Here is a 25,233-nt window from a genome sequence, read left to right as displayed (position 1 = left end):
ATAAAGATAGTCTATGGAATTAACGAAACAATCTGATATTTGGGGTTACCACTACACTCATTTGGAACAGAAAAGACAGCGTTACGAGATCAAGGACGAGATATTAGCAAACTGCATCGGCATTGGGGCGGGTAGTTTAAAGTCAGTAGACAAGCCAATTGTGGGATTTAGTTACAACAAGGACAACGGTTATCAATTATTAGCATATCTAACTGAGCTTGCTTTAGGTTTTAAAAGGCTCCCTTGGTGCCAAGATAGAAGTTATCTCAGTTCTAAATGCAATGACGAAACTATTATCAATGCAATCTTAAATCAGCTCACCGAACAAAAGATTGATGAGTTGGTTGCTGAAGTGACGACGATCTATGCGCATACTCAAACTGAGCTGAAAAAAGCTGGCTTGAAAACAGTAAAGTTAGTTCGTCACATTGCAGCAACAGATAACGATTATGCACAGACAATCATGGGAATAAGAGACTGCGCTGAGATATTGGGTCTTGATTATATTGAATTCGAAATGGATACACTTAACTCTTTTTCGTGCGAAAACGGCGCATATAGCCATTTGTCTGATATTCAGATCTATCACGAGTTTGATGTTTCAGATGTTCTCTATTGCAGTAGTTTGCTTCACTTTGGCGACAAAAACTCTATTTTCATGGAAAGTGGAGAGTGGGTCATAATCAATCGCTCGGCAAACGGAGTTATACAGCTACCAATTGACTCGGTCACATATGATAAGACCAAATGGCTAGATGGACTCAATCTTGAGTCAAGTGTTGCTAAGGCACAACAAGTTATCGCAGAGAGGACTCCTTTTCATATCAGGCAAGAATGGGATTTTGACAATAGCTATGCTTCTTTCGGAAAACGTCCTAGCTGGAAAAGGAAACTAGCGGAGTTTCTACTCAAATGACCGTGAGGGCATTATGAATCCAGAAGACTACCTTATATTTTGCCAAGCAGAACTGCAAAAAAGCTTTGAGCGTAAGTGGGCAGGCATGCCGGATGATTGACTCAAATACCGCGCTGAAGGCCTTCTCTATTCGGCGCGATTAATCGGGCTGACATCCGCCAAGCGACTCAGTGAGATGCTTGAGACAGAGCGTCTGGCGGTCTTTGGCGAAAGCGTGGCGGCGCGACAAGCCCGTAAGGCCGGACTGACGGAACTAAATGAAACCGAGCCCGATGCCTATTTCGACATTGACGCCGTTGAGCGAAAACTTCGCTAAATCAGGCGGATGTGAAGGGCATTGAACATAACACCGGATGTTCTAATCATCAGAATAATGCATAAACTTGGTTGTGCTTTAATCTAGTCCATACAAATTAAAAAAACTCTGCTTCAGAATAGTACAGACATTCATGCAGATAATTTGGCTTTGTTAGAAACGATTGACGACATGTATTTCTTTGCTACACTTTTTGTAAAGGAAATGTAGAGCAAAGGAAATGTCACCTCAAAACGCACAGCATTCATCAGATAACCCTAAAGCCAGTGATGCGCATTCACACGTTGAAGTTTCTCAAAGCGGACTAGTGGCCCCGGCATGGTTTGCTTCTTCTATCCTCGTCGCCATCGCAGTTATATCCGTTTATTTAACGATCTCAGACAAACAATGGAACTTTACATTAGCTAACTTTGGGCCAGTAGATAAAGTCTATACGCAGGACCGCTTTGAAGCACTTGAGACTAAGTATCAGGACCAAGTAGAGCAAAATCAGGCGATAATTAAAGAATCAGAGTCTGACTACGAAACTATTGAATCGCTTAAGGCTACCAATACACTGCTTATTGCTAAAGTTGCAGATCTTGAAGCAAAAGATAGAGCTCGAGCTCCACTTTATGCTCACTTTGCAAAAGAACCGAAAAAACGGGTCCAAAGTTTAAATGGAATACAATACAAGACCATTGGTCGCTATAGTGATCACAAAATTGCGAAAGACTTTTTGTGTGATTTAAAAAAGCGTAACGACCAAGACCTAATAGTTATACAAACCAGAGATGAAAACATCGGAAAGAGTTATGGGAGGTGTTTGACTGACTTCGCATTTTGTAATGGCGCAGGTGAATCATGCGTGGAGCAGTACTTTGTACAAGCTTGTTTTATTAACAAAGACTGGCATAACTGGTACAAGGAATTTAATGAGCTAATCGGAAGACCATATACTAAAGAAGGTGTGTGTGCTTAGTGTGTTGGTGATTGTAGCTTAGAAGAGTATCTTTAAATTGAGGTAGTTTGTCCGCCTATTCAGTAAAAAACGTACCGTAAATAGGATGTCTTTACGAGACTATGCTATTGAAAGGCGTTAAAGATAACTAAATCAATTTTTAAGTATAGCGTAATTTGGAGAATCTCGAATTGAACGGCGTCATTGAGAGCATTGAATGTGTTTTAAACATTTTAAGAAATATAAGAAAAAGGATAGATCTCGGTAAAGACGATGACTCGTTCACCAAGTTCCTCGATGGAGACCTGTTAAATCTAGGAATATGGTTTAGAGGTGAAGTTGATTTTGGCGAGCAATGCCTCACTCCTTCTATTTTTCGTGAGCAATCAGGGAATAAATATCTAAACGAGACTGCAATAAACAATTACCTTCCCACTCAGAACAATACTCTTAGGTCCCTGAATTCCGAATTCGATAAACTGTGTCACATGCAGCACTACGGGATTCCAACAAGACTACTTGATTGGACTGATTCTGCTTTAGTAGCGCTTTATTTCGCTGTCAAATATTCGCCTATGGAAAACTCTAAGATGTTTGTCCTGAATGCTAAAATGTTGAACGATGTATCTAGCTTGCGTAAAGGCCCGACTAACATGCATATTCATAGTAGTTTTGGGACTAGGTTCAGAGTAAACATGGCCTATACTGACTCAGCCGATGAATGGAGAAATAAAAGTAAAGATCTATTGGACAGTTTCGATTGGCAGCATGATGATATTAACGTCGAAGCAATGAAACTGATCACGAGAGTAGAGAGGCCAGATGCATTTAGTGATTATGATAAAATAAAGGTATTGAGTACTCCGATTGCAGTTTTCCCCAATCAAGTAAACCACCGAATTCGTAATCAGAATGGCTTATTTACACTTCACGGAGGAAAGTTAGCGACGGAAGAAGACGGTGAAAGACCACTATGTGAACCCATTACGATGCTTGAACTTAAAGAAAAGTCGAACAAGACCTTTCTTGAGGAGTATACTATTCCAGCGGAAAGAAAAAGGGATATATTCGACGAGCTAATGTTACTCAGATTTCATGAGGGCGCATTATTCCCAGAGTTAGACAAACAGATTGATTTTGTAAAATCCCTAACGATATGAGAGTAAATATGTTATCCAAAGTTATCAAAGTCTTAGATAAAGCTGGTGTTACAAACCAGTCTTATCTGTTCGGCTCGTATTTATCATCTCCTCTTGAAGCATCGGATATCGATGTAATGTTAGACTTCACAAATATGAGTCAAGCAGAGGCTAGTGTTGCGCTTCAAACTATCAATAGAGAACTAAAGTCCTCTCGGTATACATTCGAAGCGTACAATACAATTAGCAACCACAAGAAAATCGAACTTCCATTCGGATGTGACTTTTTAGTGATCACTAGGCGCGATAGTTTAAGGCAATTTAGAAATAAATCTCCAAACAGCGTTGAGCTGGCATTATTCAAGTCGAACAATTTGCATTGAAGTAACCAAGGTTGCACTTTTTGTAGTTACACGATGCGTGCGTTTTTGGCAACAGCGACATGGTCTCAGGTTAACTGTAACTTTGTATAGAGTTCCCGAACGGCACTGACTTTAGCTATCCTGATGGTTTGTCTGTGCAATTATGCCAAAAGATTTTTTAATCAGAACTCTTGAGAGAAGGTCCACCGTTAATTACGAAAGTATTATCACTGGCAACGAAAGCTCTCTTTCCGTAAACGCAATTTCAACCTCTCAACGGCCACGACTTTATTCGCGTGTTGCGTTTTCTCATGTGTGCTTTCTGCTGTTATATTCTTCGACGCATGGCGAACCCTAACACCGACACACGCGCCAATTTTAGGGTCATGAGGAGACGGAATGATTTCAAACGTTAAGTCTTGCTCATCCATTTTAAAACTCACATTACAATGAGTAATGTTCATAAGTGTACAGCAAGTGTTTACCAAAGCAGAAATGGAAAAGCGCCGTTTTCCGTTTCTCATTCTGTTGGGGAAGTAAGCAAAGCACAGTGTGGCCTGTCCGTTTTCATGTTTGGAATAACAACGCACCTATTTTGATTTTAGACGAATAGCAGCTTTTTCTTATGTTGAGTAAAAAGACGGCATAACAAAGAGAGTTATTTGCCTGTTTTGTCTCTGAGGCGCTCGTGAGGAACTATGCTTGCAAGACTGTTCTTTCGGAGCCCTTGTTATGTCCTTATCCACGCTGACTGCCGCTGAATTGTATGAGGCCATTTGGTCGACGCCTTTAAGTCACCTTGCAACACGCTGGCGTGTGAACGCACACGCGCTGGGCCAGCTCATTGATAGTGTTGGCATGCCTCGCCCTAAAAGCGGGTATTGGACCCAAAAAGTGTTAGGTAAACCTCTGACGGTAAGTGATATGCCAGACACACTGTCACCCACTCGGATCATTGATTTGACATTACTACAATCGAAAAAACGGGAAAAAACAAGGTTAACGCCCGCGCCACTGGCCACACCCACCACCTCATTGCGGGCCCATCCGTTACTAAAGGGGATAAAAGCCTCGATGAAACATCCGTCGTTTAACTATGATTTTTTGATGGTGCAAGCCCATAACAATGACGCAGTGGCGAGGTTGGATGTCTCACCAGCGATGCAGTCAAGAGCCATTGCCATTTTGCACACATTGTTCTTTCATTTTAAGCATAAAGGATGGACCGTGTCTGTGGACAAGCATCGCTATGCCAAGCGGTTAACAAATATTGTGAACATTAACGACGAGTCAGTAACATTTCGGCTGCGTGAACGCCTTCGTCAGGTGCCTCGCGAATTAGACAAAAAAGAGCAGGACGAGAAAGCCAAGGGCAAACCCATTTGGCACGAAAAAATCAATATGCCGAGCGGTTGTTTACAGCTAATTGTGGAAGGTGCACTGCCACGCGGTTCGAGGGGCCTGTTTGAAGACAATGCTACACTGACGCTTGAAAACCAATTGGCGCATGTACTCACTACTTTAGAAACTTCTGCTGAGCATACGAAAGTGGTGAGGGCCGAGCGAGAGGCAGAAAAACAGCGCTGGGAAGCACAGCGTCGTCAAAAAGAGGCGATAGAGCAGCGCGTGAGAACTCAGCACGCGCGTATTAACACGTTCACAGGATTGTTTACGCAATGGAAACGTGCCAATGATTGCCGCGCGTTTATAGATGCGCTTCTTGCCACACCTGCTTATCAAGACTTCACACAAGAAGAAAAAAACGTTTTATGGTGTGGGCGAGTAAGATTGCGGATGCTATGGACCCCACCGTCAATGGTTCAGCTTCAACCTTGTTACACGCTGACAAAGAAGAAAGCGCGATAATGGCTGAGGCAATACGTCGTTATCAAAAAGCCACTGCTATGCAATAACAAAAAAGCACATACCGTCAACGGAGCACGTAAAAGGAGAAAATCGGTATGACCCTGTAAGCGCCATAGTGACTTAACAGTCATTGTATGCTTTATCAGTATGAGAAAATTTTACGAGGCGAGTGATTTAACACGTAATTCTCATGAAGGAGGGGCTTTCAGATTTCAGCTGACTTGCAAAAGCTTTCTATATCGAAAATTCATATCAATATCTTCTTGAACTAGCTCGTCAACTTCGACATCAATCAACGAAGATAGCAATGCATAATCAAGTCCCTCGATTTTTTTGCCTCCGGCTATATCGTCATATTGGGTGACGTTAACGCCGATGCGATGTTTTTCTGAGGTGCGTGAAATGATGTCGTATATTTTCATTGCGATAACGTCTAGTGCTTGAATGCTTAGTGCAAATTATAACACGGCTGTGTGATTTTTAATCAAACGAAAAGTGCCTACTTCTCAGCCAAGCAGGAACGCGGAAGCATGGTTATACTCAAACTATTCCCGGTTAAACAGGATTGTCCTATGCCACTTTGTAACACAACGTTCAACATGATCGCAGCTGAAGATGTTGATAGCGTGCTATCAGCGTTTTCAAAAGAATGCTTTGTCGACGGGCAAGCCGCATATAAATTAGAGGGAGGCACATATTCGATTGATGCAGGGGAAAACGATATACGTGCGCGCTACGACCAAGACAGTGAAACCGTAGAGTTTATTTGTCGCTATAAAGTGGACTTGCCGTTCTACGAGAAAAAGCTGTTGGCGTTTGCTTCGAAACACGGCATTTCAACGTCGATCCAAAGTACCAACGCATCATAATATTTGCTGATTGTTGGCCAGCATTTTAACCACAGACCTATATAACTCAACTGGTATCAAGATGGTCTTACAGAAATACGTTTGTCTGGCCTATGCGTGAATATGCGTTTGGATTGCGTAAGTGATGTGCCAACGGACGTTGGCACATCGAGTGTTGCTTCCAGATTACCTATTCTCGCTATGCGTCTTGCGCAAACGCTGACGTACACACATGCAGACCAAAGTCCGCATGAGTGCCAACCTAGTCGGCGGGCGGGGTGGAATTTTCAATCCGACTGATCACCCTCTTATCTGAATCGGAGGATAGAAGGTGAGGCGTGTGTAGTCAATTGTCATTCCACATAGTGTCATTCGTCGCCGCAGTTTGCTTAAAGCGAGTGCATACATTGAAGCGCGTTAGCATCACAAAGTCGATATGCAGGTGATTATCTTTGAGGGTTACGGCCAAAACGGGTCACGTAACCAAGTTATAACTGCATTACACTGTTTTTCGCTCATGACAGATGCTGCTTCTATTACGTCAAATTCAAATTTATTCTCGTGGTGCCACACGCCAAGAGCAAATCTAATAAATGCGGACGTTCCGTCATCCGCATAATCGAGTAGCTTGTCGACATCCATTTTGCAGTAGCAGTTTTTTGACCAGTCAAAAGTTGTATATAAAGCAGGATAAGCTTCTTCTAACCACAGCTGAAAACGCGTTTCTGCGTTAAGTGCAATCATTGTCATGCATCTCTCTAATCATGAAAGGTCGTTTAACTATAGAGTACAGACGCATGATCAACCCAAAAATTCGGGGGTGAGAAAAATGGTATTTGGATTGAGTGACCTCACTCTTTTGAAAACTACTGCGTTAATGAGAATCTGAAGTCACACCTTTCAATATCCAAGTCTCTATCGACATAGTTAAAAAAATCACCAAGAAACTCTTCACTCAGCGAAAAAGTACGCTCAACCAAATGCGCCTAGCACTTAGTCATCTAATTCGAACAGCTCAATAATTTGCGAGAGCTCCTTATTCGTGAGGCGTCGTAAGCTTAGCCCAGAGATGACTTTCCAGAACGAATCTGACTTAGCCACCTTTTGCAGCATATCAATATCCGTATACCCAGCAATAAACAGTGCCCGTTCAACGTCGATATTATACAGCTGACAGAGCCGCTCCAGAAAATCTCTCGCTGGCTTGTATCGGCTAGGTTTCAATTTTGTTTATAAAGCTGCGCTTTACTCCAAGAAAACGCGCAACCTCTGCTTGGGTAAATTTTTCAAGCTGAGGTTCATTTTTGAGTAATGAAGCTTCGCCAGTTACTGTCGCTTTTAACCGCTCACGATGTTTTCGAAGGAAGTCTCCAAGTATTTTGTTTCTTGATCCATGATACAAATTTTCAGATTTAGGTGAGGACATACGACAAGTTGCTTATATTTTGTTCGAATTAAAAATGTGTGATTTCAAAGGTTTTGGAATGAAGTATTTTTTATAAGTTAATTAATCAATAAAAAGATAATTTATAACTTTATGTTATTTATATGTTTTTCCAAAGTATAGCGTGAAATATGAACGAGAGTGAATAAAATGTTGTGTAACCTTGCCTATTTAATACAAAAAAAGATAATTAAAACAATGCTTTAAAAATCTTTTAAAGTTTGCTGCCTTCTCATTTGACGTCTACAAGTTATTACCTACGACGAAATTAGAAGAGGTAGTAAACATGCAAGGCAAATCGAAAAAAAGAAAAATTCGCCCGGAAGCAAGAAAACGGATCCTGCTTCCAAAATCAGAGTGGAAACGTTATCGAAAATGGCGAAGTGACATAGAGGTAGGTCCATACCGACCTTTCTTTGAAACCCATCAACTTCATTCGACGGGGCGCAAACACAAGTTTTTCTGTCCAAAGCAGCAGCGAATTGTGCATTTGATGTCTGACAGTGAGTACAGGGTGTATCAGGACTTGATTTGGCGTCCGGATGTGGTGTCAATCGAGGAGCAGTACGCCCTTAATATCAATGAGACGTGGAAGATTTGTCAGGAACTCAAGATTCATCACCCCTATGAGTATCAGCGCGATATTCACCACATTATGAGCACCGATCTTATTGTGACAATAAACCGAAACGGAGCGTTGGTTAAACGAGCACACCCTGTCAAATTTGAGATTGATTCGAATGCCAAATTACGGACTAATAATAAGCTTAAAGTTGAAGCGGCATTCTGGACGGCTCGGAATATTCCATGCGAACCGATCAGCGCTGTTCGTGTTGATAAAAATTGGATAAAACATCTTGATTTTCTATCGATGCATTATGATCCATCTCTATCCAGTCATGAATTAACGCAATTTAGTGGGTTGTTTGCGAAGTGTTGGGCTAAAGCACCAAAACTACCACTGCGGGCCATACTTGCTCAAATTGCGCAATTGATAGACGTCCATCAATTCACGGCAGAGAGAGTGTTTAAAAACGCGACATTGGCTGGCCTTATTCCTCTCAAAGCACCGGTGCCACTGGTGTACCACAAGCCCGTTTTGTTGGCTTAAGGGGGTACATGCCAGTTAGACTTACACTTGTCAAATTTAAAGATACGTTTGATATTCCCACTGGATTTGGAAAAAAAGACGATGTGTTCAGCATCTGTTATGTCGACTCACAAACACTCAGTGTTGGTGTTGCGAACTATACCCAGTATTTAGGGTACTCTCATGATACTGAGACTTTCGAAGTAAAAAACCGTCAGGCACAGCCGTCTAAACCTCGTCTTTTTAGTCGCTCTGCATTCGCCGATGCCTTCGATATCGTTAAAAAAGATGGCGATACACAAACCATCATGATGCCGCAATTTTTAGGGATGTCTGATGAGGATTTACTCAAAACTCGGACGAAAGAATGGCTAAGCCGCCGAGATAAGGCGTTTGAAGTTATACGGCCTTTACTTCCGCAAGACCCCTACGAGCTGAGTTATTTTGTGACGCGATACCTCAGAGGAGAAGTGCATCAAGAAATAAAAAAATATTGTGAAGAGAATGGTTACGACTCTACGACAACGGTCACACGTAAACTGAATCTCTACATTGTCTTTGGTTTCACTGTGAATGCGTTGCTGCCATTTGGATTTGAATTCTGTGGTACTGAAAAGGAGGAGAGAAATAGCAAGAACGGAAGCAACAAGAAAAACAATCGCCGGAAACGTGGGCGCCCCGGCATTTATTCAGATTACCGAGGGGTGAACGAGTCGGACAAAAGGATCATTAAAGACTTGGTTCGTGATAACAGGGTGTCTCATCGAGGTGGAAAATTAGATATTTCTCGGCTTTACGATGAGTATGTTGTTCGCTATGAAGATAAATTCAACCTACCTCACGTAACAATTAATCAGCAACGCGACTATGAATTTTCATATCCGCAAAGTGAAATTATATCGCAGGATACGTTTAGGTATCATTTCAAACAGCTTTTGCCGCTAAAACCGTTTGTGATATTTAGGGATGGTCAGCATAAGTATGATAAGGACCACAGACCAAAGCGCGGAGACGCAAAAGATGGCGTCGCAGGTGCAGGTCATGTCGTTGAGTTCGACCACACGCAATTAGATTTGCACGCAAGAATGCCCGGTGTACATGACAAGCGTTACTCTGCGGGCCGCCTCTATCTGGTTATCGCCAAAGACGTCTACACTAAATTTATCCTCGGCTTTCACATCAGTTTCAGACCACCATGTTGGGATAATATCGCGGAATGCATCATTAATTGCGTAGAGAACAAAGTCGAGTTTGCTGCCCGTTATGGCGTCGATTTAACGGAGCTAGACTGGCCATCGCGTCATCTGTGCATGATTTATAAAATTGATAATGGCGTAGAATATCCACATGAGCAGGAGGCCGAAATCATGGCATCACCTTTTAATTTTCAGGGGAGTCAGCAGGTAGCAAAAGGTCGCGGCGATCTCAAGGCTGATTCGGAAAGTACGCTCGGAAAACTTAACAGAATTATCTCCAACAACCCCGGAGGTATTAATCCAGACAAAGATGCTATGGAGCAAGACGCAAGTCAACAAGCGCTGTTAACGATTGAAGACATCACAGCACAGTTAATAGATGAAATTGTGTTGATGAACAAAACAGCAGACCGCGAGTGTTCATTAGACCAAGACATGCTTGCAGCAAATGTTGAGCCTACGCCACTTGCCCAATGGAATTACAGTATTAAGCATCAAATGTCGGGTGGAAATCCAGTGCCTAAAGCGCAAATTCCGGCACTTCGATACACGTTGCTACCAAAACACATAGCACGCATTGATGCCGACGGGATCACTCTAAAAAAATACCCTCAGCTGCAATATGACGGTGATTTCAAAGAGCTAGAAAATTGGTATTTGCAGAAAAAGCATAAGGTTTCAGGTGCGAAAACTGAAATCAAAGTAGCCGTTGCCAGTGGCAGTATTAAGCGTGTCTATTACCGAGACAACAACACAATCTACCCACTCGACCTGAAGACGCAAAATTCGCAATATGAGGATATGAGCTTTTTTGAACTTGAGCAGTCTGTGAAGGCTCGTGAGCAAATGCAGCGCGATAGAAAAAACAGTCAGCAGGCAGGACGTGTGTATAACAAGCGACGCCAAAAGGCGCGTATTGAGGCAAACCAAAAAGAATTAGCAGGCGTGCCTGTTAATTCGCAGCGGACTTATCAAAAGGAAACCCAAAAACACAATCGCATTATGCGTGGCGAACAAGCCCATAAAGATGCATCCAGAGCAGATGAGCTCATGTCACCAGATTTTCCTGAGCAGGATGCATATGCTTCAGAGCCTACTTCATCGGAATCTACATTACCGACCAAACCTAAATCATCAAGGGAGTTTTACTAATGTCATTTGCCGAACCCCAAGAATGGTATCCAGCAGAGTATCGCACGCACTTTGATATTGAATGTCAGGGAAATCCACTCATCGAAACACTGTATCCTCAATACAGTGAAGCGGAGTTTCTGGGTTTTATTACCAACATGCCAGAGCTGCCAAGTCACTTTTTCAGCATGCCGTTTGAACATGCACAGCGCTGTATAAAGCGTTTAGAAAAGGCCTATATCCCTTCGCCTCTAGATTATGAAATATACCGTCATATTCACAGCGAATTAGTTAACGGGTATGTACACCGAAACCCTATAACACCCATGCAACAGGCGAAGATGCTTGGCGTCGCACGAGGGCAATTCTTGCCCAATCCTCACAAGAACAAACAGACTGCGAGTGGCAGTTGTACCCTGCTATCTGGAATCTCTGGTATTGGAAAGACCGAAAGAGTCCAACTTATCCTTAAAATGTTTCAGCCCGTAATTCGACATGAGCTGTATCGGGGACATCCACTGATTATTGACCAAGTGCCCACAGTGTCCTTCGAAATATCAAACCTAAAAAGTGTTAAAGCGCTTGGCGTTAACTTTTTTAGGGCCATTGATAAGCTCATGGGCACGAACTATACGCAACAGTGGTACAAGGGCAAACAGGGAACCTATGCATTTCTTGTTGAGATGCAGCTACTTGCTGAGCGTTTTGGTGTTGGTTTTACACATATTGATGAATGCCAAAAGCTGCTCGCAGAGGCCAAAAAAGACGACTCGCCTACAATCCACTATCTGGAATCGCTTTTCAACAACGTAGGTGTGCCCATTATCATGACTTGCACTGAAGAGGGGGTCGCGCTTTTTGATACCGACAGTCATTCCGATGATGAATCGCTTAAAAAGTTTCCTACAACCCGGCGTCTCACCTCTGGGCGTGATATTCGGTGTGAGAGATTGTCTTTTTTTGATGATGAGTTTCAACAGTTCATTGATTGCTTTCTTCCTTTGTATTTATTCAATGGCACGCCTGCTCGTTCTGAGGAGTTCAAGGGTCAACTCTACGACTACAGTCAAGGTGTGCATCAGGTATTGAACAAACTGTTGCGACTATTTCTGGATAACGTTCATCGCAAACGGCCAGAGCCTAGTCAATACAGCGATGTACTTAAAGGCGTTTTTGATAATCAGTTTGGAAAACTCAAACCAGCGCTTCAAGCGTTAAAAAACAAGAACGCGCAAATGTATGAGAATGAGGTGGAGAAACACACACCGCGTAAATATGACGAATTAGCTGAGATGCAAGACGATAAGCTTGAATTAAGCAATGCACCACTTGAACCGCGGACCTTACATACTAGTGTAAAAGGACCAAGAGTGTGTTCGGAGAAGGAGCTGAAAAATCTATGACTATGACGTCTTCAAAGCCCCGTTTTTTCCCAGTATTACTTGATGGCGAATTTTTATATGGCGCGATAACAAGGTGGGCCACTACTCAATCGGCCGTCCCTAAAATGCAACCGATTGATTCGAGGAAGGTAAGAACAAAAAACGCAACCGTAGACATCAGTGGCAAATGGATTGAGGTTGTTTCGAACATGACATCTGTCGACTTTACCCGAAATGGTTCTGTGTTAGAAAAAGCTACTCAATTGCCTCTCTACAACGCGTTTTTTAATGAACGCCGACCGCTTACCCACGCTTTGCCGGGTGAATACGCTGTTGCCACCGAGACAGCGCTTAGTTACCTCAGATATTGCCCTGTCTGTGTGAGGGAAAGCGTGTCTTCGTCTGGGCTTGGTTTTTGGAAAACGCTTCACCAGTCACCGTTACTACTGAGGTGTCCTGTCCATAACACGAGATTAATCGCTTATCAAAAGGCAACAGCTGAGCTGCGCCGTGCATACTTAGTTGAAATTAATGGCATTACCGATTTAGGGGACGAGGAGTCGCTTTCATTTAGCGATCTTAGTGATTTTCAGCAATGGCTAGAAACGCTGGCATTAGATGTAAAGCTGTATCAGTGCCGTGGGTTAGCAAACTCGATTATTAAGCATCTCATTTCGCTTTTAGGCACGCCTGAAGATATTCGACAAGCCAGAAAAAGAAATTCATCACGGACGGATTTTGATAGAAGAGCGTTCGCTATAAAGGTTAAAGAGGCTGGGTATGAGGCGTTTCTAAAACGGGGTACTCGACCCATCAAAGATATAAAGATAGATCCTAAGTTTGACCTTACGCAGATTCTGGTACACCGAAAACGGTACTCGCCTGTTTTTTACCTGTTACTAGTATGGATGTTTTTAGGCCCTGACTTTATCGAATCGCAGGCAATTGAGCATAACGAGGCTAAATATGTATAGTGTTCAATTAGGTCGCTTTTTTCCAAGGCCATTTTCAGATGAGGCTATATTTAGCGTGATCCAGAGGGTCGTCCTTACGCACGGGGGAGGGAAGGACAAGCGCATCTTATCAACACTCTTTGGCTCACGCTCTCTTCAGTTTTGCTCGCAGTTTCCTTCGGTCATACCTCATTTGACATGCCAAAGTAATATTTCTTGCGATACTTGGATTACAGAACACACTGTGTTGCCGATGTATCGCCTTTTTACCCCTAAAAAGCAGTATGAGAGTGCAATTGAGGCGCTTAAAGATGGCAAAGGCAATCATGTATTTAAAGTGCTAGGTATTACAGCATCTAGAGAAAAGCTTACGCCTATAGCGAAATATTGCCCGCAGTGTGCACAGGCGGATGAGAAGAACTTAGGATTAGCGTATTGGCACATCGGACATCAGTTACCCGGTTTAACCCACTGTGTTTTTCATCATGAACGTTTGATTGTTATGCGCCTTAGTAGAAAGCAATTCGATGTCTGGCCTGAAGTCAGCAGTAGCGACGCGATAGGCGCATCCCAAGGTAACAAAGCTGAACGGCATTTATCGTCGCTGATCAACGAGTCGTATATCTTAGGCAAAGTTATGGGTTCAATCCCGGATTTATATGAACGATACTTTGCGAGGCTGGTAGCAAGAGGGTTTATGACATCCTGCGGGCATCTCAGGTTGCAACTGCTTCGTGCAGAAATGGCGACCTTCTGGAAAGAGGTCTCATATCTTCCGTGTTTTCAGGATGCATTTTCTACGCAGCATTCTCTTGGCTTTCCCTCTAACCTTTTTGCTTATCAAAATGCTTGTCATCAACCAATCAAACACTTGCTTTTGATTGGATTCTTGTTTGGTGATATCGCTACTATGTTGTCGTTCAAATGTACTTCATGTCGAGAGCAGGAGTATTCGCATTCGACAATCAGTCAAAAGCCAGAAGCCGATATTGAGGCAGCAATTGTAGAGGAATTGAAAAGTGGTCTGAGCTTAAGAAAAGTCTCAGGTAAGTTTCACGTATCTGTCGGCTTTGTTAAAAAGGTCGCTGTAATACACAAAATTGAACTCGACCTTCGTCCTCAGAGGATATTTCGTGCGGAGCAAGATGAAATCATTGAGAAACTGACTCTAGGATACTCCACACAAGATATTGCCGCGCAGTTTCATTGCTCAACAGGGGCCATTGAAACGATTTTGAGCCAGCACCCTGATATTGTTGAATCAAGAGCAGATCTTCGAAAGCATCGCAAGCGCGAGCTGATGCGCTCATTACTTATAGCTACCATCAATGAGTTACACAACCCGCGACGCAATGACATAAAGTTGAAAAGTGGAGCAGCATACATGTGGTTGTATAAACACGACAAAGTTTGGTTATATGACCATCTGCCCGCTCAAATACCAAGATGTCACTAAGCGTAGTAAGACCAGAACAGCTCGTGCGTAATATTACACGAATGTGCAATTAGCGTTATTCAGATAACAACCTCGCTCACGGTTTAATATCCTGCCGTGACATTCGACGTGTCAGACTTTTAAATTAGTAGACATAAATTCTTGTAAATATCCCTTTTTGATACTAGCCTTAGGATTCAAGGTTAATTATTTATAAAATTAATATAATCAGTATATTACTATTTTAAGTTTGACATAAATTGTTGTTTTTTCAGCTGTTCACAAACTAATTTTTGTGAGCTTTATAAAGCTCTTTGTTTGATTTTTGGTGTTCACAAACTTATTCCATTTGATACTGACCTCTAGCCTTTATTCTATAAGGGTTGTGTTCACAGACTTATTTATAATTCGTCAGTTGGTTTTATAGTATTGCTGCTAAAACTTGATTGATTTGAAAGGCGAACCTGTTGGTTCGCCTTTTTTTGTGGTTTTTAAGTTCTAGTATTTAAACCGCTGCTGTGACCATTGAGTACAGCTTCTTCTATTGAATTTTCAACGTCCGCTTAAGACAAAGAGCAGACGTTCGATTGAATCGATACCAAAGAGTCGGTCGGACTTTGTATCAATCAGCTACGGAACATATCAGACCAACTAGATATCAATCACTGTCAAGTGATGCTAAGCCTTCCTCGTAATTCCGCAACACGATAACGACTAACAGGAATGCGTTGTCCGTTTTTCATAACTGCCCAGTATTTGCTGCCTGTCGAAGATTTTAATGTCAATACGACATTTACATTGACTGCATAAGACTTGTGAACTCTCACAAACTCAGGTGGCGCAGTTTCTAATGTTGCACCAATACCGCGTTGATGGAGCCTGCTTTCTCCATTTTGCAATTGTACTGCCGTATAGTTTCCTTCTGCTTTAAGTACATAACAATCATACGCAGCAATCCACTGCTCTTTTCCATCAGATACTATGTGAAGAAACCGAATGTCATTTTCCGATGTTTTCAGTCGAGGCTCTTTTTCAATCGCGACATACGTCCACAGCCATGCTCCACCTATCAAGATAAGTGAACCAACAAACAAAAAACTGTCGAGAAATGCGCCTACAGAAAGGTTGGCAGATAGCGTACTGGCAATACAAAAAATTGGGAGTGTTGATAAGTACGTGTATTGTTTTTTAACTAACCGTGTAGCAAAAACCATTGAAAGTGCAAAAAGTAATGATAAAAATGCGAGTGCTAATTGAGTGTCTTCACTTTGAAAAGGCAATATGTGTATTAACAGTACAGCCAAAAGACTGAAAAGCAATACTACTTTTGAAAAGGTCGTATAAGCAACTCTATAGCATGTATAACTCAGTGCGAGCGCACCGCCTATTACCCCAAACCAGTTTATGTAACTGCGAAGCTCATGAAAGGTATAAGCGTAGTTTATGCCTGCACGCGAGGTTTCTGCCAGCAGCGCCATAACAATAAGTAAGCCATAAATACCTAATCCTGTGTGTTCAATATTTCCAGCACTTCTGCCTATCCGTAAGCTTTGAAAGCTTAAAATTAGCAGGCCGCTACTAATCAACAGCGGTACTAGATAATACCGTATGTCGCGCTGCCCACTTTTTCGATAGGGGGCTAGCCAAACGTAATGTAATACTGAGTTGTCATGAGCAGTAATATGCGCCGTAGAAAGTGTTAGTTGAATAACATGCTGGCCCGGCGATAGAAGATGTTGTGGCACTTGAACTGAATAGTCTATTGAACCCGCTTTTTCGTTTTCTCGTGTTTCGCCAACAGTTCCTTTACTTCCTATTTCCTTCTCATCCCAAAGAATTTGTGCAGAAAACGGCCCTCCCAATATCAGGGAAATCGGTTGCTTCCACACATCTGAATCATCAATGTTCACGGTAAAACGAACCTGTTGAAGGGCAGACTCACTGCCAATTTCTATCCGGTGTCGGTTAACCCATTCCCCCTCCTTATTTTTGATCTGAAGGTATTTACCAGACCAAAAAACGGGTTCACTCTTGGTAACCAGATGTGAAATAAACAAACCAACAGAATACGCCATTGCGATTGAGAGTAAGAATGTCCAAATACTTACCGAGCCATTGGTTTTAAAACTTGAGCTACTCATCATTTTTTTGAGCGATTCATCATTCAAAGGTCGTTTTTCTTGTTTGGCGCTGCATAATACTCATTCCACTCATGCTTATCAAACCAAAGCAGTAGATTTAAAAATTAAAAGGAAAATCATTATGAAAACGGCTGTTCGACTATTGTTTGTATGCACAGTTATCTATTCAGTCAGCGGGATAAGTAGTGAACCGCAACATGACAGTACCTTAGATAAAATGGAAGCGTTGCGGGATGAATTTACGCTTCCCTCGCTGTCTGTTGCCATATCTTTAAACAATGAGATTGCGTTTGCGCAGGCAATTGGGTTTTCTGACGTAAATACATCCCGTCCTGCAACTATCAAGACACAATATTCCGTGGGAAGTCTGGCAAAACCCATGACCGGATTGGCTCTTGTTAAACTCGCCGACCTTAAAAAAATTGACTTAACTAGCCCTGTTAGCGACTACGTGGATGCTCTTGAATATGCAGATTCATTTAGCGTTCTAGAACTTGCCGCACATATCTCAGGCATTCCTCATAATACGCCTGAACGAGCTATTGCCGAATTTGAAGAGGTGAAGGATCACGAAAGGCCTAAGGACGCGTTTTATGTTTTTGATTCACATCCATTACTAACAAGTCCCGGAAGTGAATACCTCTACTCCTCGAATGGTTACATTCTCTTATCTGCTGTAATAGAGAATGCAGCTCAGCAACGCTATGTTGATTTTCTCAACAAATCTTTGTGGCAAACATTTGATATGAACAGCACTGAACACGATACATCTTTTGCTGGAAAGGACAATGAAGCCACTTATTATCAGGACTATCAAGACAGCCAGCACTACACAGAGTCGGTAAAGAAAAGAGATCGCAGCTTTTTGTTTGGTGGGGGTGGGTTTATCTCAACACCAACAGACTTAGTTAATATGGCACGCGCAACGTTTGACGAAGAATATCTCTCTAAAGAAGCACAAAGACTTCTATCAACCCCCGTGAAACTGAGAAGTGGAAAGGTAAACGATGATAATTACTCCCTTGGATGGCGGGTAGGCAAGCTACAACTTGATGAGTCAGATGAGAACTTGTTTACCGTGCTTCACCACGGAGGCGTAACTGATAAGGCATCAACAGCTTATCTACTCGTTATTCCTCAATGCAAAGCTGCTATTGCCTTCGCGACGAACTATGTACCCGATCAATTTTGGAAAATGCGTGGAAGAATGGCAAAGATACTGATTGGTTATCTCAACGAGTCTAAGTGTTTGGAATAGTGTGTTATCAACAGACATTTACTTAAAACGAATGTTGATCGCTACTAATTTCCTTAGCGCGTCTCTGTTAGTTACAAATTAGCTGATAAAGCAATGCTGAAGGTCCGGAAAACGTACACAGCCGACTATAACGACAGAACTTTGACTGTCCCCTTTCTTTGCTGTTCATGAAACAAACAATTGCTCGCATTTTAACCAGTTGTAATTTATTGTGGTACTGCCAATCCATGGCAATCTGAATCACATCATTAAAAGGAAAGATTAATGTCTATAGTGTATGTAACATCAATTGATATTACCGATAAAAACAAAGTAGTCATCAGCGGCCATACCGCTTATGGTGGAACGGAAGTTTTTGTTTCGTTTATGGTGTATATTGACAAACCTGCCAATGGTATATATGACTATGCCATAACCTATAAAATGGCACCCTTTGTTCCTGCCATGCTGACACCATTTTCAGTCTATGCAGAGATGCCAGAAGAAGATGCGAATGGCGTAAGAATACTTTTCCCACAAGATCATGAGCCTATCGAAGAAGTCGTTTTGATGAAGGTAGGTGTCATTGAGAAATACTCAGATTCAACGTTCAACATGGTTACGCCGGTAGGTGCGAGTATCGACGAACAGAGCGGTCATCTCATTGTTGACCTTCAATATTCAGGTGGGTGTCTCCAACATGACTTTGAAGTTGAGTGCGACGGCAAAATGAGAAAGTCAAACCCTCCCCAGTATATAATCAGTATCGTAGATACATCACCAAGAGACGATTGCGAAATGTTGGTACAGACACAGTTGATAATTGACATTAATAACTCGGACTTTAAGCCAGAGCCCGGTGCAATAATGAATGTCACAACACCAAGTTTCGGCGCGAGCATTCCCGTTAAAGTACCGTATTAGTATATAAAGGCCACTACAATATTCTGGTGGCTTTTTCCAATTTTCGTAAACAAGCTCTACTCACCATTTGGTACCCATACCTAAGCTCAGAACACAGCCAACAAAAACTTAGCAATGTAGCGAGACAACTTAACGAAAGACCAAGAAAAACGTTAGACTATGAAACACCAGCACAGAAATTTAACCGATGTTTTGTACCCATTGATTGAGCTCAAGGTACACAGTTGACCTACAACCAGCTTTAGCTGGCATCAAGAGACTAACAGCAGACGGTGAAACGTCACGTTAGGTGCCAGAATTTGAGTGCAGCGGAAAATTTATCCGACAGCAGTGCTCTGTAAGCCTTATATTACGAGAATTCTCGAGCCTGACTCTCTGAGTGATTTCATGCCTTCACATGGAGATATTGAAAGAATGCCAAACCTATACTTCACTTGCCCTTGATACCTATCACCAAGAGGTAATGAGCCCACTAACTTTATGACGTATCGAGGTTTTTTACTGTAACTAACTCCATTTGACTCCAGTGTTGAATCTGAGCTTAATGTGACTAGTAAAATTTTAGTATAGACACCAGAACCACCACCATTACTCCAAGTTTGGACAATGTGAACTCCACTAAATGAATTACCGATGTACTTATACGACACCCAGCCTTCTTCAGCAGAGGAAGTGACAATAGGATAACCATCTGTTTCCTCCGAAGTAACATCACCATAATACCGGTTTGAATCATTTGATTCGGAAATATTGATAGATACGATTTGGTCACCCGTATCACTAAGCCAACCAGATAAATCATTCAATATTTGAGGGTTGATGAACTCTGGACTAATGAAGGAGTATCTAGCCGATTCGAGGTCTCGAATAAGCTGGTTCTTTGGAGTTAGCGTAAAAACGTTTTTACCTATAACGCCATGAATGTCATCACGGAAAAAACCTGCAACTGTAAGCAGAAGTACTACTACTGGCTCTGGGCTTTGATCTAGAAAGATCCAAATAATACAACCGATGAAAGCCAAATAGTTAATTATTCTATACAAGGCCTTATATTCCTTTGGAGGCTAACACTTTAAAAAACGGCAGTGTTTACGCTCTCTGCGTGCTTTGATTTGTTAGTTTGTTCATAGCCAGCTCCCAAATTTCTTGAATCTGAGAGGTCATAATAATTCTTTCGAATACTGGGTGATTTACATCATCTCGCAGACGTTCAAAGTGAATATCGCTGGTTATTACGTTGTCAGCATAGTAACAATATATCGTATGCATACAGTCGTGAATTAGGCCTCTACTCTTGGAGTTATCCATTTGGAGTTGAGTTTCAGCCATCACAGCCATTTCCAAAACGGGCCCTCTTACATCAGCACAGAATGATTTTGAATTATGAAATCCAGTCTTTCAAAAGGGTCTTCAATACCTTTTTCATTCCAAAATTCGCTAACAATACCGTTCTGTAGCTCAAAGCCAGTACAAACGAAAAAGAAGATAAATACGAGTGTTATTTTGTAGGTGCGCTCGGCTTTTTTATCTATCTCCAGGCGAAGTTCTAGTTTTCCCAATGCCATAATCATGGCGACATGAAATGGATCGTTCTCATAATTTTTTAGAGAGTCATTACTCATATCATTAATGATTCTCTTCAAATTTTTTGAAAGTTGTCTAATTCCGTCAGCTCTCTCTTTTAACTCGTTAAAATCTACTGGAATAGTACGGTCAATTTTTCCATGAATGTATTCCCAAGTTGCCCCCATCTCCGAATTTGAGTAAGGGGCATCTAGGAATATTTTTCTATCCTTAACAGGACAGCCCTGTTTTATATATTCAATGATAACTTCCGTGGGGGACTTGACTAGCTTGCTAGCACAATTAAACTGAGCCCAGTAAATAAGGTAGTCTCTACGCTTAGCATTCGAGCTAAGAAGCACTTCCCAGAGGCTTACCGGAGACAAAAACAACTCAAACTTTAAATTCTCTTTCATCCCAGCAAGAAAACTAAAGTCCTTTATGTTGTCAGCAAGAAAATTTAGAGCTGATGTGTCTAGGTAAAAAATACTGCGCATATTTCTCCGAATTAAAGAATGAATGCCACCAGTTCTGTAAACATATAATAGCCATACTTTGAAGTGGATTGAAACCTTTTGACTAGGGCTGCTTTTAACTCATACTTGGTTTTAAAATTACGATTAGCCAGCAGCCGTTTTACGCACATAGAAGCCTACTGACTTTGAATGTATTAACGGCGCCAGCTTGCACAAAAAAGTCCAGAGCCATCTATCGGTTCACACCCTACAAACTACTCCTTCCTAGCACCCCGAATATTCCCATCCATCACAAGCGCCTTAACCATTCCATTTTCTTCATCCATTTCAAAACGAATACTGCTGCCATTTTTCGCAAAAAATAGCCCTTCACCCTCATGAAAATACTCCTCGTTTTCAACGTAAGGTAATGCGTTAAGCACAAAGCCATTGGCTGTTTTTTCTAACACCACATCAACAATAACTGGTTTTGTCACTGCATAGGTGCCAACGTACTGGCTTAGTTCGTCTTGGCTAATAGGTAATAGTGTTTTTATTTCAGCTTCCGAATAGCCTACGTCTAATGCTTCTTTTAAACGTATTTCTAGTTCAGTTATTAACTGCCTACCGTTATTGCCGTTAGTCATAATGGCGTAGCCGTTGCCAGTATCTAGCTCAATATAAAGCTGCGACATAAACCCTGCATCTGCGCCACCATGGCCAAAGCCTAGAATTTCCCCGTTGTCATCCATATTGATGAAAAAGCCTATTCCTACATTAGGTGGCTCAATACTTGGCGTATTGTTGGTTAACATTTCTTGTGCAGTAGCTTGCGATATCCAGTCTGTTTTTTGCCCTAAATACGCACTGCGAACACTGTTTGCCAACTTCAACATGTCTGATGGGGTGCTCCACATGCCTGCCGCTGCTAGTGTGGCGTAGGTATGTGCACCCCCTTTAATTGGCGAACCGTCACCGTCGTACGGGGTAGCCATATTGTTCGATAGGTTTGTTGTTAGGGGTTGTTCGTATCCTGAACGTGTCATACCTAAAGGTTTAAACAAAAGCCGTTGCGACATAGTCGGCAAAGGTTCATTAGCTACGTCTTGCAAGGCAAGTTGAGCTAGTGTAGTGCCGCCACCTGAATAACGCATTTGCGTGCCTGGCTTAATATCAACAACTACTGCGCTGGTGTTTGCAGGCGCTGTGCCTTCTAACACTTGCTGCAAAGTTGGCACTGGCTCACCAGCGGCGTAACCAGGGAAGCCGTGCACTGTGGTACCCGCCGTGTGGCTTAATAATCGGCGTAACGACACCACTTCTTGGCCAGTCCATTCGTGTTCGGGTAATTGCCAGCTGGTAAGCAAGTTGTTAACGTCAGTATCTAAATCAATAGGATTATCTTGGCGGTACTTCATCAATACTGCTGCAAATGCGGGCTTAGAAATACTGCCTGCTTGGAATACTGTGTCTTCATCAACCGCCAACTCTGAGGTTACGTCTTTAACACCACTTTGCATGGTCCAGGCTATCTGTCCATTTCGCATAAATGCGACAGACACCCCTGGCACCTTGTAATGCGCCTGTCGTTGTTCTAAAGACTGGAAATCAACCGCTTGCCCTTCAATGCGAATTCGACCTGCTAGCCCCGTTTTTAAAAGATTGGCTTCTTGTGTTTCTTCGGCAGGCGAGGGGGAGGCCGTTAAGGTTTCAGGTTCCACGCAGCCTAAAAGTGATGAAAGGCAAAAAGAAAGTGTTAAGGCAGTAAGTGTCTTGGTTGGTTTCATCAGAAGTATTCCATTACGCGTTTTCTTTTTTAAGTAACTTCAGACTACGTTGCTATAGCTACCCCGTCAATTAATCTGCTGCGATGCAGTAGTAGCAAAGCAAGCACTCTTTTGATGGCAATGACTGGTTGTTATAAATAAGCGCCCAGTGATTGAAGCTCACAGTGCGAACTTTTCCCCTTGTTTTCCGTAACTATTTGGCAAATGACAAAAGCAATCAACAAGGGTTCACAATGATTAATTACATCACATTAGGCACAAAAGACATTGAAGCTGCTGCACAGTTTTACTAGAAACTGTTAGAAGATTTTGGCGTTAAGCGTTTGGTTAATATGGACAGAATCAAGTACATTGGGAAGAACATGAAAGAGCCGATGGTGGCCGTGTGTATTCCTTATGACGAACAAGATCCGCATCCGGGTAACGGCAATATGTTTGCAATAGCGCCAGGTAGCAAAGAAAAAGTAGACGCCATGTATCAAAAAGCGCTGTCTCTCGGCGCTACGTGCGACGGTGAACCGGGGCAGCGTGTTCCAAAACTGTTTTACGGTGGGTATGTGCGAGACCTAGATGGAAACAAGGTGTGTTTTAACTTCTTTGGGTAGTGTGTATTTACTGCAACTCACTGTGCTTACAACCCCAACGCATACTGTCGTATGCGATGGGCTAAGTTGTAATCTTAAATTCCAGTAAACACATTATTCATCAAATAAACGCCTATTGATAAACATAATAGGCCTAGCCCCACCATTGGTATCATCATTGTTGCTACAACTTTGGCGGTTTCTTTGCTCACTTTTTCTCTGTTTTTGCTCATGTCTTATACCTCTTAAACTGCTAGGGAAATTATACTTTTATATAGACAGCAGTTTTTAGTGATATGCGGCTGATTTTAAGACAATAATTTTTAATTTTTGTTTATGAGTTGTTAATCCTTCATGCATCTTTTTATGAACAAAAGTTTAGCAAGTAGGCGAAAATAGCTTAAAAGCTAGTCTTACTCGTTTTTAGGGGCTTTCTTTTTAAATGTTAGAGCCACTGTATCAGTTTTCTTAGATGATTTAGTGTGATCAATTAAAAGGCCATCCTTGTCCAAAATTCCAATTGATAGGCCGATGTTCCCTTCTTTGGTTTTAATTATTTTTGAGTTGATTACAACAGAATTCGCTTCGAAGCTACTATTGCTGGCCACAGCATTGAGAGCTGCTATGATTTGCTCAGAAATTTCGCGGCCAGGTGCTACATTACTGGCGTAAAAGTTATTTATGAATTCGGAGAAAGCTTCATAGCTTGAACGTAAACTACTAGCTTCAGCTTTTTGAGATTGCGAAGCGTAGAGCTCAAACGCAAGGATTTTGTCATCCATTGTTTGCTCTTGTTCAAGATAAAACTTCTCTAGTAGTTCTTCTGGACCTTTAACCTTACTTTTAGTTGAATCAGGCAAGCTCATAAATTTCTCTGTAAGCATTGGAGAAAATTGTTTCGCCTTTTCTTCAATGGTCTTATTTTTGAGCGTAAGTTTTATAGACGACTCTATACTTGATGAAAACGAACCACCTATTGATACATAAACATCAATTCCAGCCTCAGACTTTCGTTCAATCACATTCGCAAGAGTTACCTCAGCGTTATCAAATGGGGGAAGTGTCGGGTTTTGAGCTGCTGCCTCCTTCATGCTATCTACGGCAACTTGAAGTTGGGTTACTATTGATGAAAGCTTAATTGAGTTCTTATCGGGCGATGCTATTCTATCATTGTCTGTGTGATGACAGGCGATAAGAGCAAAGGAAGTTACAATTATTATGAGTAGTTTATTTATCATGGTGAGTCCTTTCTTAAAGTTTAGAAGCTAAGAGTATAGTTCAGCTTCTACTTGCGTCGAGTCATCAATAGAAATTTGATTTGTGAACAGTAAGTCATTCTCTCGGTTTTCTTGTGTTTATTATTGTTAGTGCCAAAATTATTTCTCCTTACCGTCTCAAAATACGTATTTTCAAGGCTTTACAGGTATTGAGTCGCTAGTCTTTGGTATCTTCGCCATGCTTAAAGCTCAATTCTCTACATGTAGATACCACTATGCTTTTACGAATTTTATTGTGTGCTTTGCT

The 25,233-nt window shown here is 41.9% G+C and carries 23 protein-coding genes and 2 pseudogenes; 16 read left to right on the top strand and 9 right to left on the bottom strand.

The genetic code is table 11. From position 1 onward, the window contains the following. Positions 1-13 precede the first annotated feature (13 nt). The 6 genes and pseudogenes from V6N89_RS15875 (at position 14) to V6N89_RS15855 (ending at position 5,539) form a co-directional block, all read left to right on the top strand. Positions 14-916 carry a hypothetical protein gene (locus V6N89_RS15875; protein ID WP_239241494.1) on the top strand — a complete coding sequence of 301 codons (903 nt, stop codon included), beginning with the start codon at positions 14-16 and terminating at the stop codon, positions 914-916. Positions 917-1,452: 536 nt separating this feature from the next. Next, positions 1,453-2,193, top strand: a complete 741-nt coding sequence (locus V6N89_RS15870; protein ID WP_338518427.1) for a hypothetical protein — start codon at positions 1,453-1,455, stop codon at positions 2,191-2,193. Between the two features lie 155 nt (positions 2,194-2,348). Beyond that, positions 2,349-2,684: pseudogene (locus V6N89_RS21815) on the top strand (FRG domain-containing protein); the annotation flags it as partial. A gap of 78 nt (positions 2,685-2,762) precedes the next feature. Beyond that, the gene (locus V6N89_RS15865; protein ID WP_346992935.1) at positions 2,763-3,332 is read left to right on the top strand and encodes a hypothetical protein; all 570 of its coding nucleotides are present in this window, start codon (positions 2,763-2,765) and stop codon (positions 3,330-3,332) included. 8 nt (positions 3,333-3,340) lie between these two features. Then, positions 3,341-3,694, top strand: a complete 354-nt coding sequence (locus V6N89_RS15860; RefSeq protein WP_338518424.1) for a hypothetical protein — start codon at positions 3,341-3,343, stop codon at positions 3,692-3,694. A gap of 711 nt (positions 3,695-4,405) precedes the next feature. After that, positions 4,406-5,539: a hypothetical protein gene (locus V6N89_RS15855; protein ID WP_346992934.1), complete on the top strand. Its 1,134-nt coding sequence runs from the start codon at positions 4,406-4,408 to the stop codon at positions 5,537-5,539. 212 nt (positions 5,540-5,751) lie between these two features. Here V6N89_RS15855 and V6N89_RS15850 read toward each other — a convergent pair whose 3' ends face one another. Next, positions 5,752-5,961 carry a hypothetical protein gene (locus V6N89_RS15850; protein WP_338518421.1) on the bottom strand — a complete coding sequence of 70 codons (210 nt, stop codon included), beginning with the start codon at positions 5,959-5,961 and terminating at the stop codon, positions 5,752-5,754. A 108-nt stretch (positions 5,962-6,069) separates the two neighbouring features. Between V6N89_RS15850 and V6N89_RS15845 the strand changes: the two genes are divergently transcribed. Beyond that, complete coding sequence (locus V6N89_RS15845) at positions 6,070-6,408, top strand: hypothetical protein (RefSeq protein ID WP_338518419.1); 339 nt, start codon at positions 6,070-6,072, stop codon at positions 6,406-6,408. A gap of 438 nt (positions 6,409-6,846) precedes the next feature. Here V6N89_RS15845 and V6N89_RS15840 read toward each other — a convergent pair whose 3' ends face one another. After that, a complete protein-coding gene (locus V6N89_RS15840) occupies positions 6,847-7,137 on the bottom strand; it encodes a hypothetical protein (RefSeq protein ID WP_338518418.1) in 291 nt (96 codons plus the stop codon). Between the two features lie 463 nt (positions 7,138-7,600). Continuing rightward, the gene (locus V6N89_RS15835) at positions 7,601-7,813 is read right to left on the bottom strand and encodes a helix-turn-helix domain-containing protein (protein ID WP_338518417.1); all 213 of its coding nucleotides are present in this window, start codon (positions 7,811-7,813) and stop codon (positions 7,601-7,603) included. A gap of 304 nt (positions 7,814-8,117) precedes the next feature. On the opposite strand from V6N89_RS15835, the gene V6N89_RS15830 reads away from it, so the two are divergent. The 5 genes from V6N89_RS15830 to V6N89_RS15810 are packed head-to-tail and all read left to right on the top strand — an operon-like array spanning position 8,118 to position 15,039. Continuing rightward, positions 8,118-8,942: a TnsA endonuclease N-terminal domain-containing protein gene (locus V6N89_RS15830; RefSeq protein WP_346992933.1), complete on the top strand. Its 825-nt coding sequence runs from the start codon at positions 8,118-8,120 to the stop codon at positions 8,940-8,942. Positions 8,943-8,950: 8 nt separating this feature from the next. Beyond that, a complete protein-coding gene (locus tag V6N89_RS15825) occupies positions 8,951-11,269 on the top strand; it encodes a hypothetical protein (RefSeq protein ID WP_338518415.1) in 2,319 nt (772 codons plus the stop codon). After that, positions 11,269-12,651 (top strand): AAA family ATPase, encoded by a 1,383-nt coding sequence (locus V6N89_RS15820; RefSeq protein WP_338518414.1) that lies wholly within the window; start codon positions 11,269-11,271, stop codon positions 12,649-12,651. Before V6N89_RS15825 ends, V6N89_RS15820 begins: the two co-directional genes overlap by 1 nt. Then, the gene (locus V6N89_RS15815; protein ID WP_338518412.1) at positions 12,648-13,604 is read left to right on the top strand and encodes a TniQ family protein; all 957 of its coding nucleotides are present in this window, start codon (positions 12,648-12,650) and stop codon (positions 13,602-13,604) included. Before V6N89_RS15820 ends, V6N89_RS15815 begins: the two co-directional genes overlap by 4 nt. Next, the gene (locus V6N89_RS15810) at positions 13,597-15,039 is read left to right on the top strand and encodes a TnsD family Tn7-like transposition protein (RefSeq protein ID WP_338518410.1); all 1,443 of its coding nucleotides are present in this window, start codon (positions 13,597-13,599) and stop codon (positions 15,037-15,039) included. The genes V6N89_RS15815 and V6N89_RS15810 overlap by 8 nt, the downstream gene beginning before the upstream one ends. Positions 15,040-15,686: 647 nt before the next feature. On the opposite strand, the gene V6N89_RS15805 is transcribed toward V6N89_RS15810, so the two are convergent. Beyond that, positions 15,687-17,162 (bottom strand): LytTR family DNA-binding domain-containing protein, encoded by a 1,476-nt coding sequence (locus V6N89_RS15805; protein WP_346992932.1) that lies wholly within the window; start codon positions 17,160-17,162, stop codon positions 15,687-15,689. 118 nt (positions 17,163-17,280) lie between these two features. On the opposite strand from V6N89_RS15805, the gene V6N89_RS15800 reads away from it, so the two are divergent. From V6N89_RS15800 to V6N89_RS15790, 3 genes and pseudogenes are all read left to right on the top strand, one after another. Continuing rightward, positions 17,281-18,417, top strand: coding sequence for a serine hydrolase domain-containing protein (locus V6N89_RS15800; protein WP_338518408.1), 1,137 nt, complete (start codon positions 17,281-17,283; stop codon positions 18,415-18,417). A gap of 264 nt (positions 18,418-18,681) precedes the next feature. Beyond that, a complete protein-coding gene (locus V6N89_RS15795; protein WP_346992931.1) occupies positions 18,682-19,320 on the top strand; it encodes a hypothetical protein in 639 nt (212 codons plus the stop codon). Between the two features lie 86 nt (positions 19,321-19,406). Next, a pseudogene (locus V6N89_RS15790) lies at positions 19,407-19,529 on the top strand (IS30 family transposase); the annotation flags it as partial. 135 nt (positions 19,530-19,664) lie between these two features. Here V6N89_RS15790 and V6N89_RS15785 read toward each other — a convergent pair. The 3 genes from V6N89_RS15785 to V6N89_RS15775 form a co-directional block, all read right to left on the bottom strand. Further along, the gene (locus V6N89_RS15785) at positions 19,665-20,363 is read right to left on the bottom strand and encodes a hypothetical protein (protein WP_338518404.1); all 699 of its coding nucleotides are present in this window, start codon (positions 20,361-20,363) and stop codon (positions 19,665-19,667) included. 312 nt (positions 20,364-20,675) lie between these two features. Next, positions 20,676-21,380 carry a hypothetical protein gene (locus V6N89_RS15780; protein WP_338518403.1) on the bottom strand — a complete coding sequence of 235 codons (705 nt, stop codon included), beginning with the start codon at positions 21,378-21,380 and terminating at the stop codon, positions 20,676-20,678. A gap of 233 nt (positions 21,381-21,613) precedes the next feature. Then, positions 21,614-23,125, bottom strand: a complete 1,512-nt coding sequence (locus tag V6N89_RS15775) for a serine hydrolase domain-containing protein (protein WP_338518402.1) — start codon at positions 23,123-23,125, stop codon at positions 21,614-21,616. 362 nt (positions 23,126-23,487) lie between these two features. Here V6N89_RS15775 and V6N89_RS15770 point away from each other — a divergent pair, with 362 nt between their 5' ends. Then, positions 23,488-23,730, top strand: coding sequence for a VOC family protein (locus tag V6N89_RS15770; protein WP_346992930.1), 243 nt, complete (start codon positions 23,488-23,490; stop codon positions 23,728-23,730). Positions 23,731-23,804: 74 nt separating this feature from the next. Here the strand turns inward: V6N89_RS15770 and V6N89_RS15765 are convergent, their stop codons facing one another. Next, positions 23,805-23,942 (bottom strand): hypothetical protein, encoded by a 138-nt coding sequence (locus V6N89_RS15765; protein ID WP_159495068.1) that lies wholly within the window; start codon positions 23,940-23,942, stop codon positions 23,805-23,807. Between the two features lie 180 nt (positions 23,943-24,122). After that, positions 24,123-24,947 (bottom strand): hypothetical protein, encoded by an 825-nt coding sequence (locus V6N89_RS15760; RefSeq protein ID WP_338518399.1) that lies wholly within the window; start codon positions 24,945-24,947, stop codon positions 24,123-24,125. Positions 24,948-25,233 lie beyond the last annotated feature (286 nt).

Origin of the sequence: Alteromonas gracilis (assembly GCF_036870955.2) — a bacterium.
GTDB classification, from domain to species: Bacteria; Pseudomonadota; Gammaproteobacteria; order Enterobacterales; family Alteromonadaceae; genus Alteromonas; species Alteromonas gracilis_A.
The sequence above is the reverse complement of the archived record's forward strand: the minus strand, read 5'-3'. Positions and strand labels throughout refer to the sequence as shown.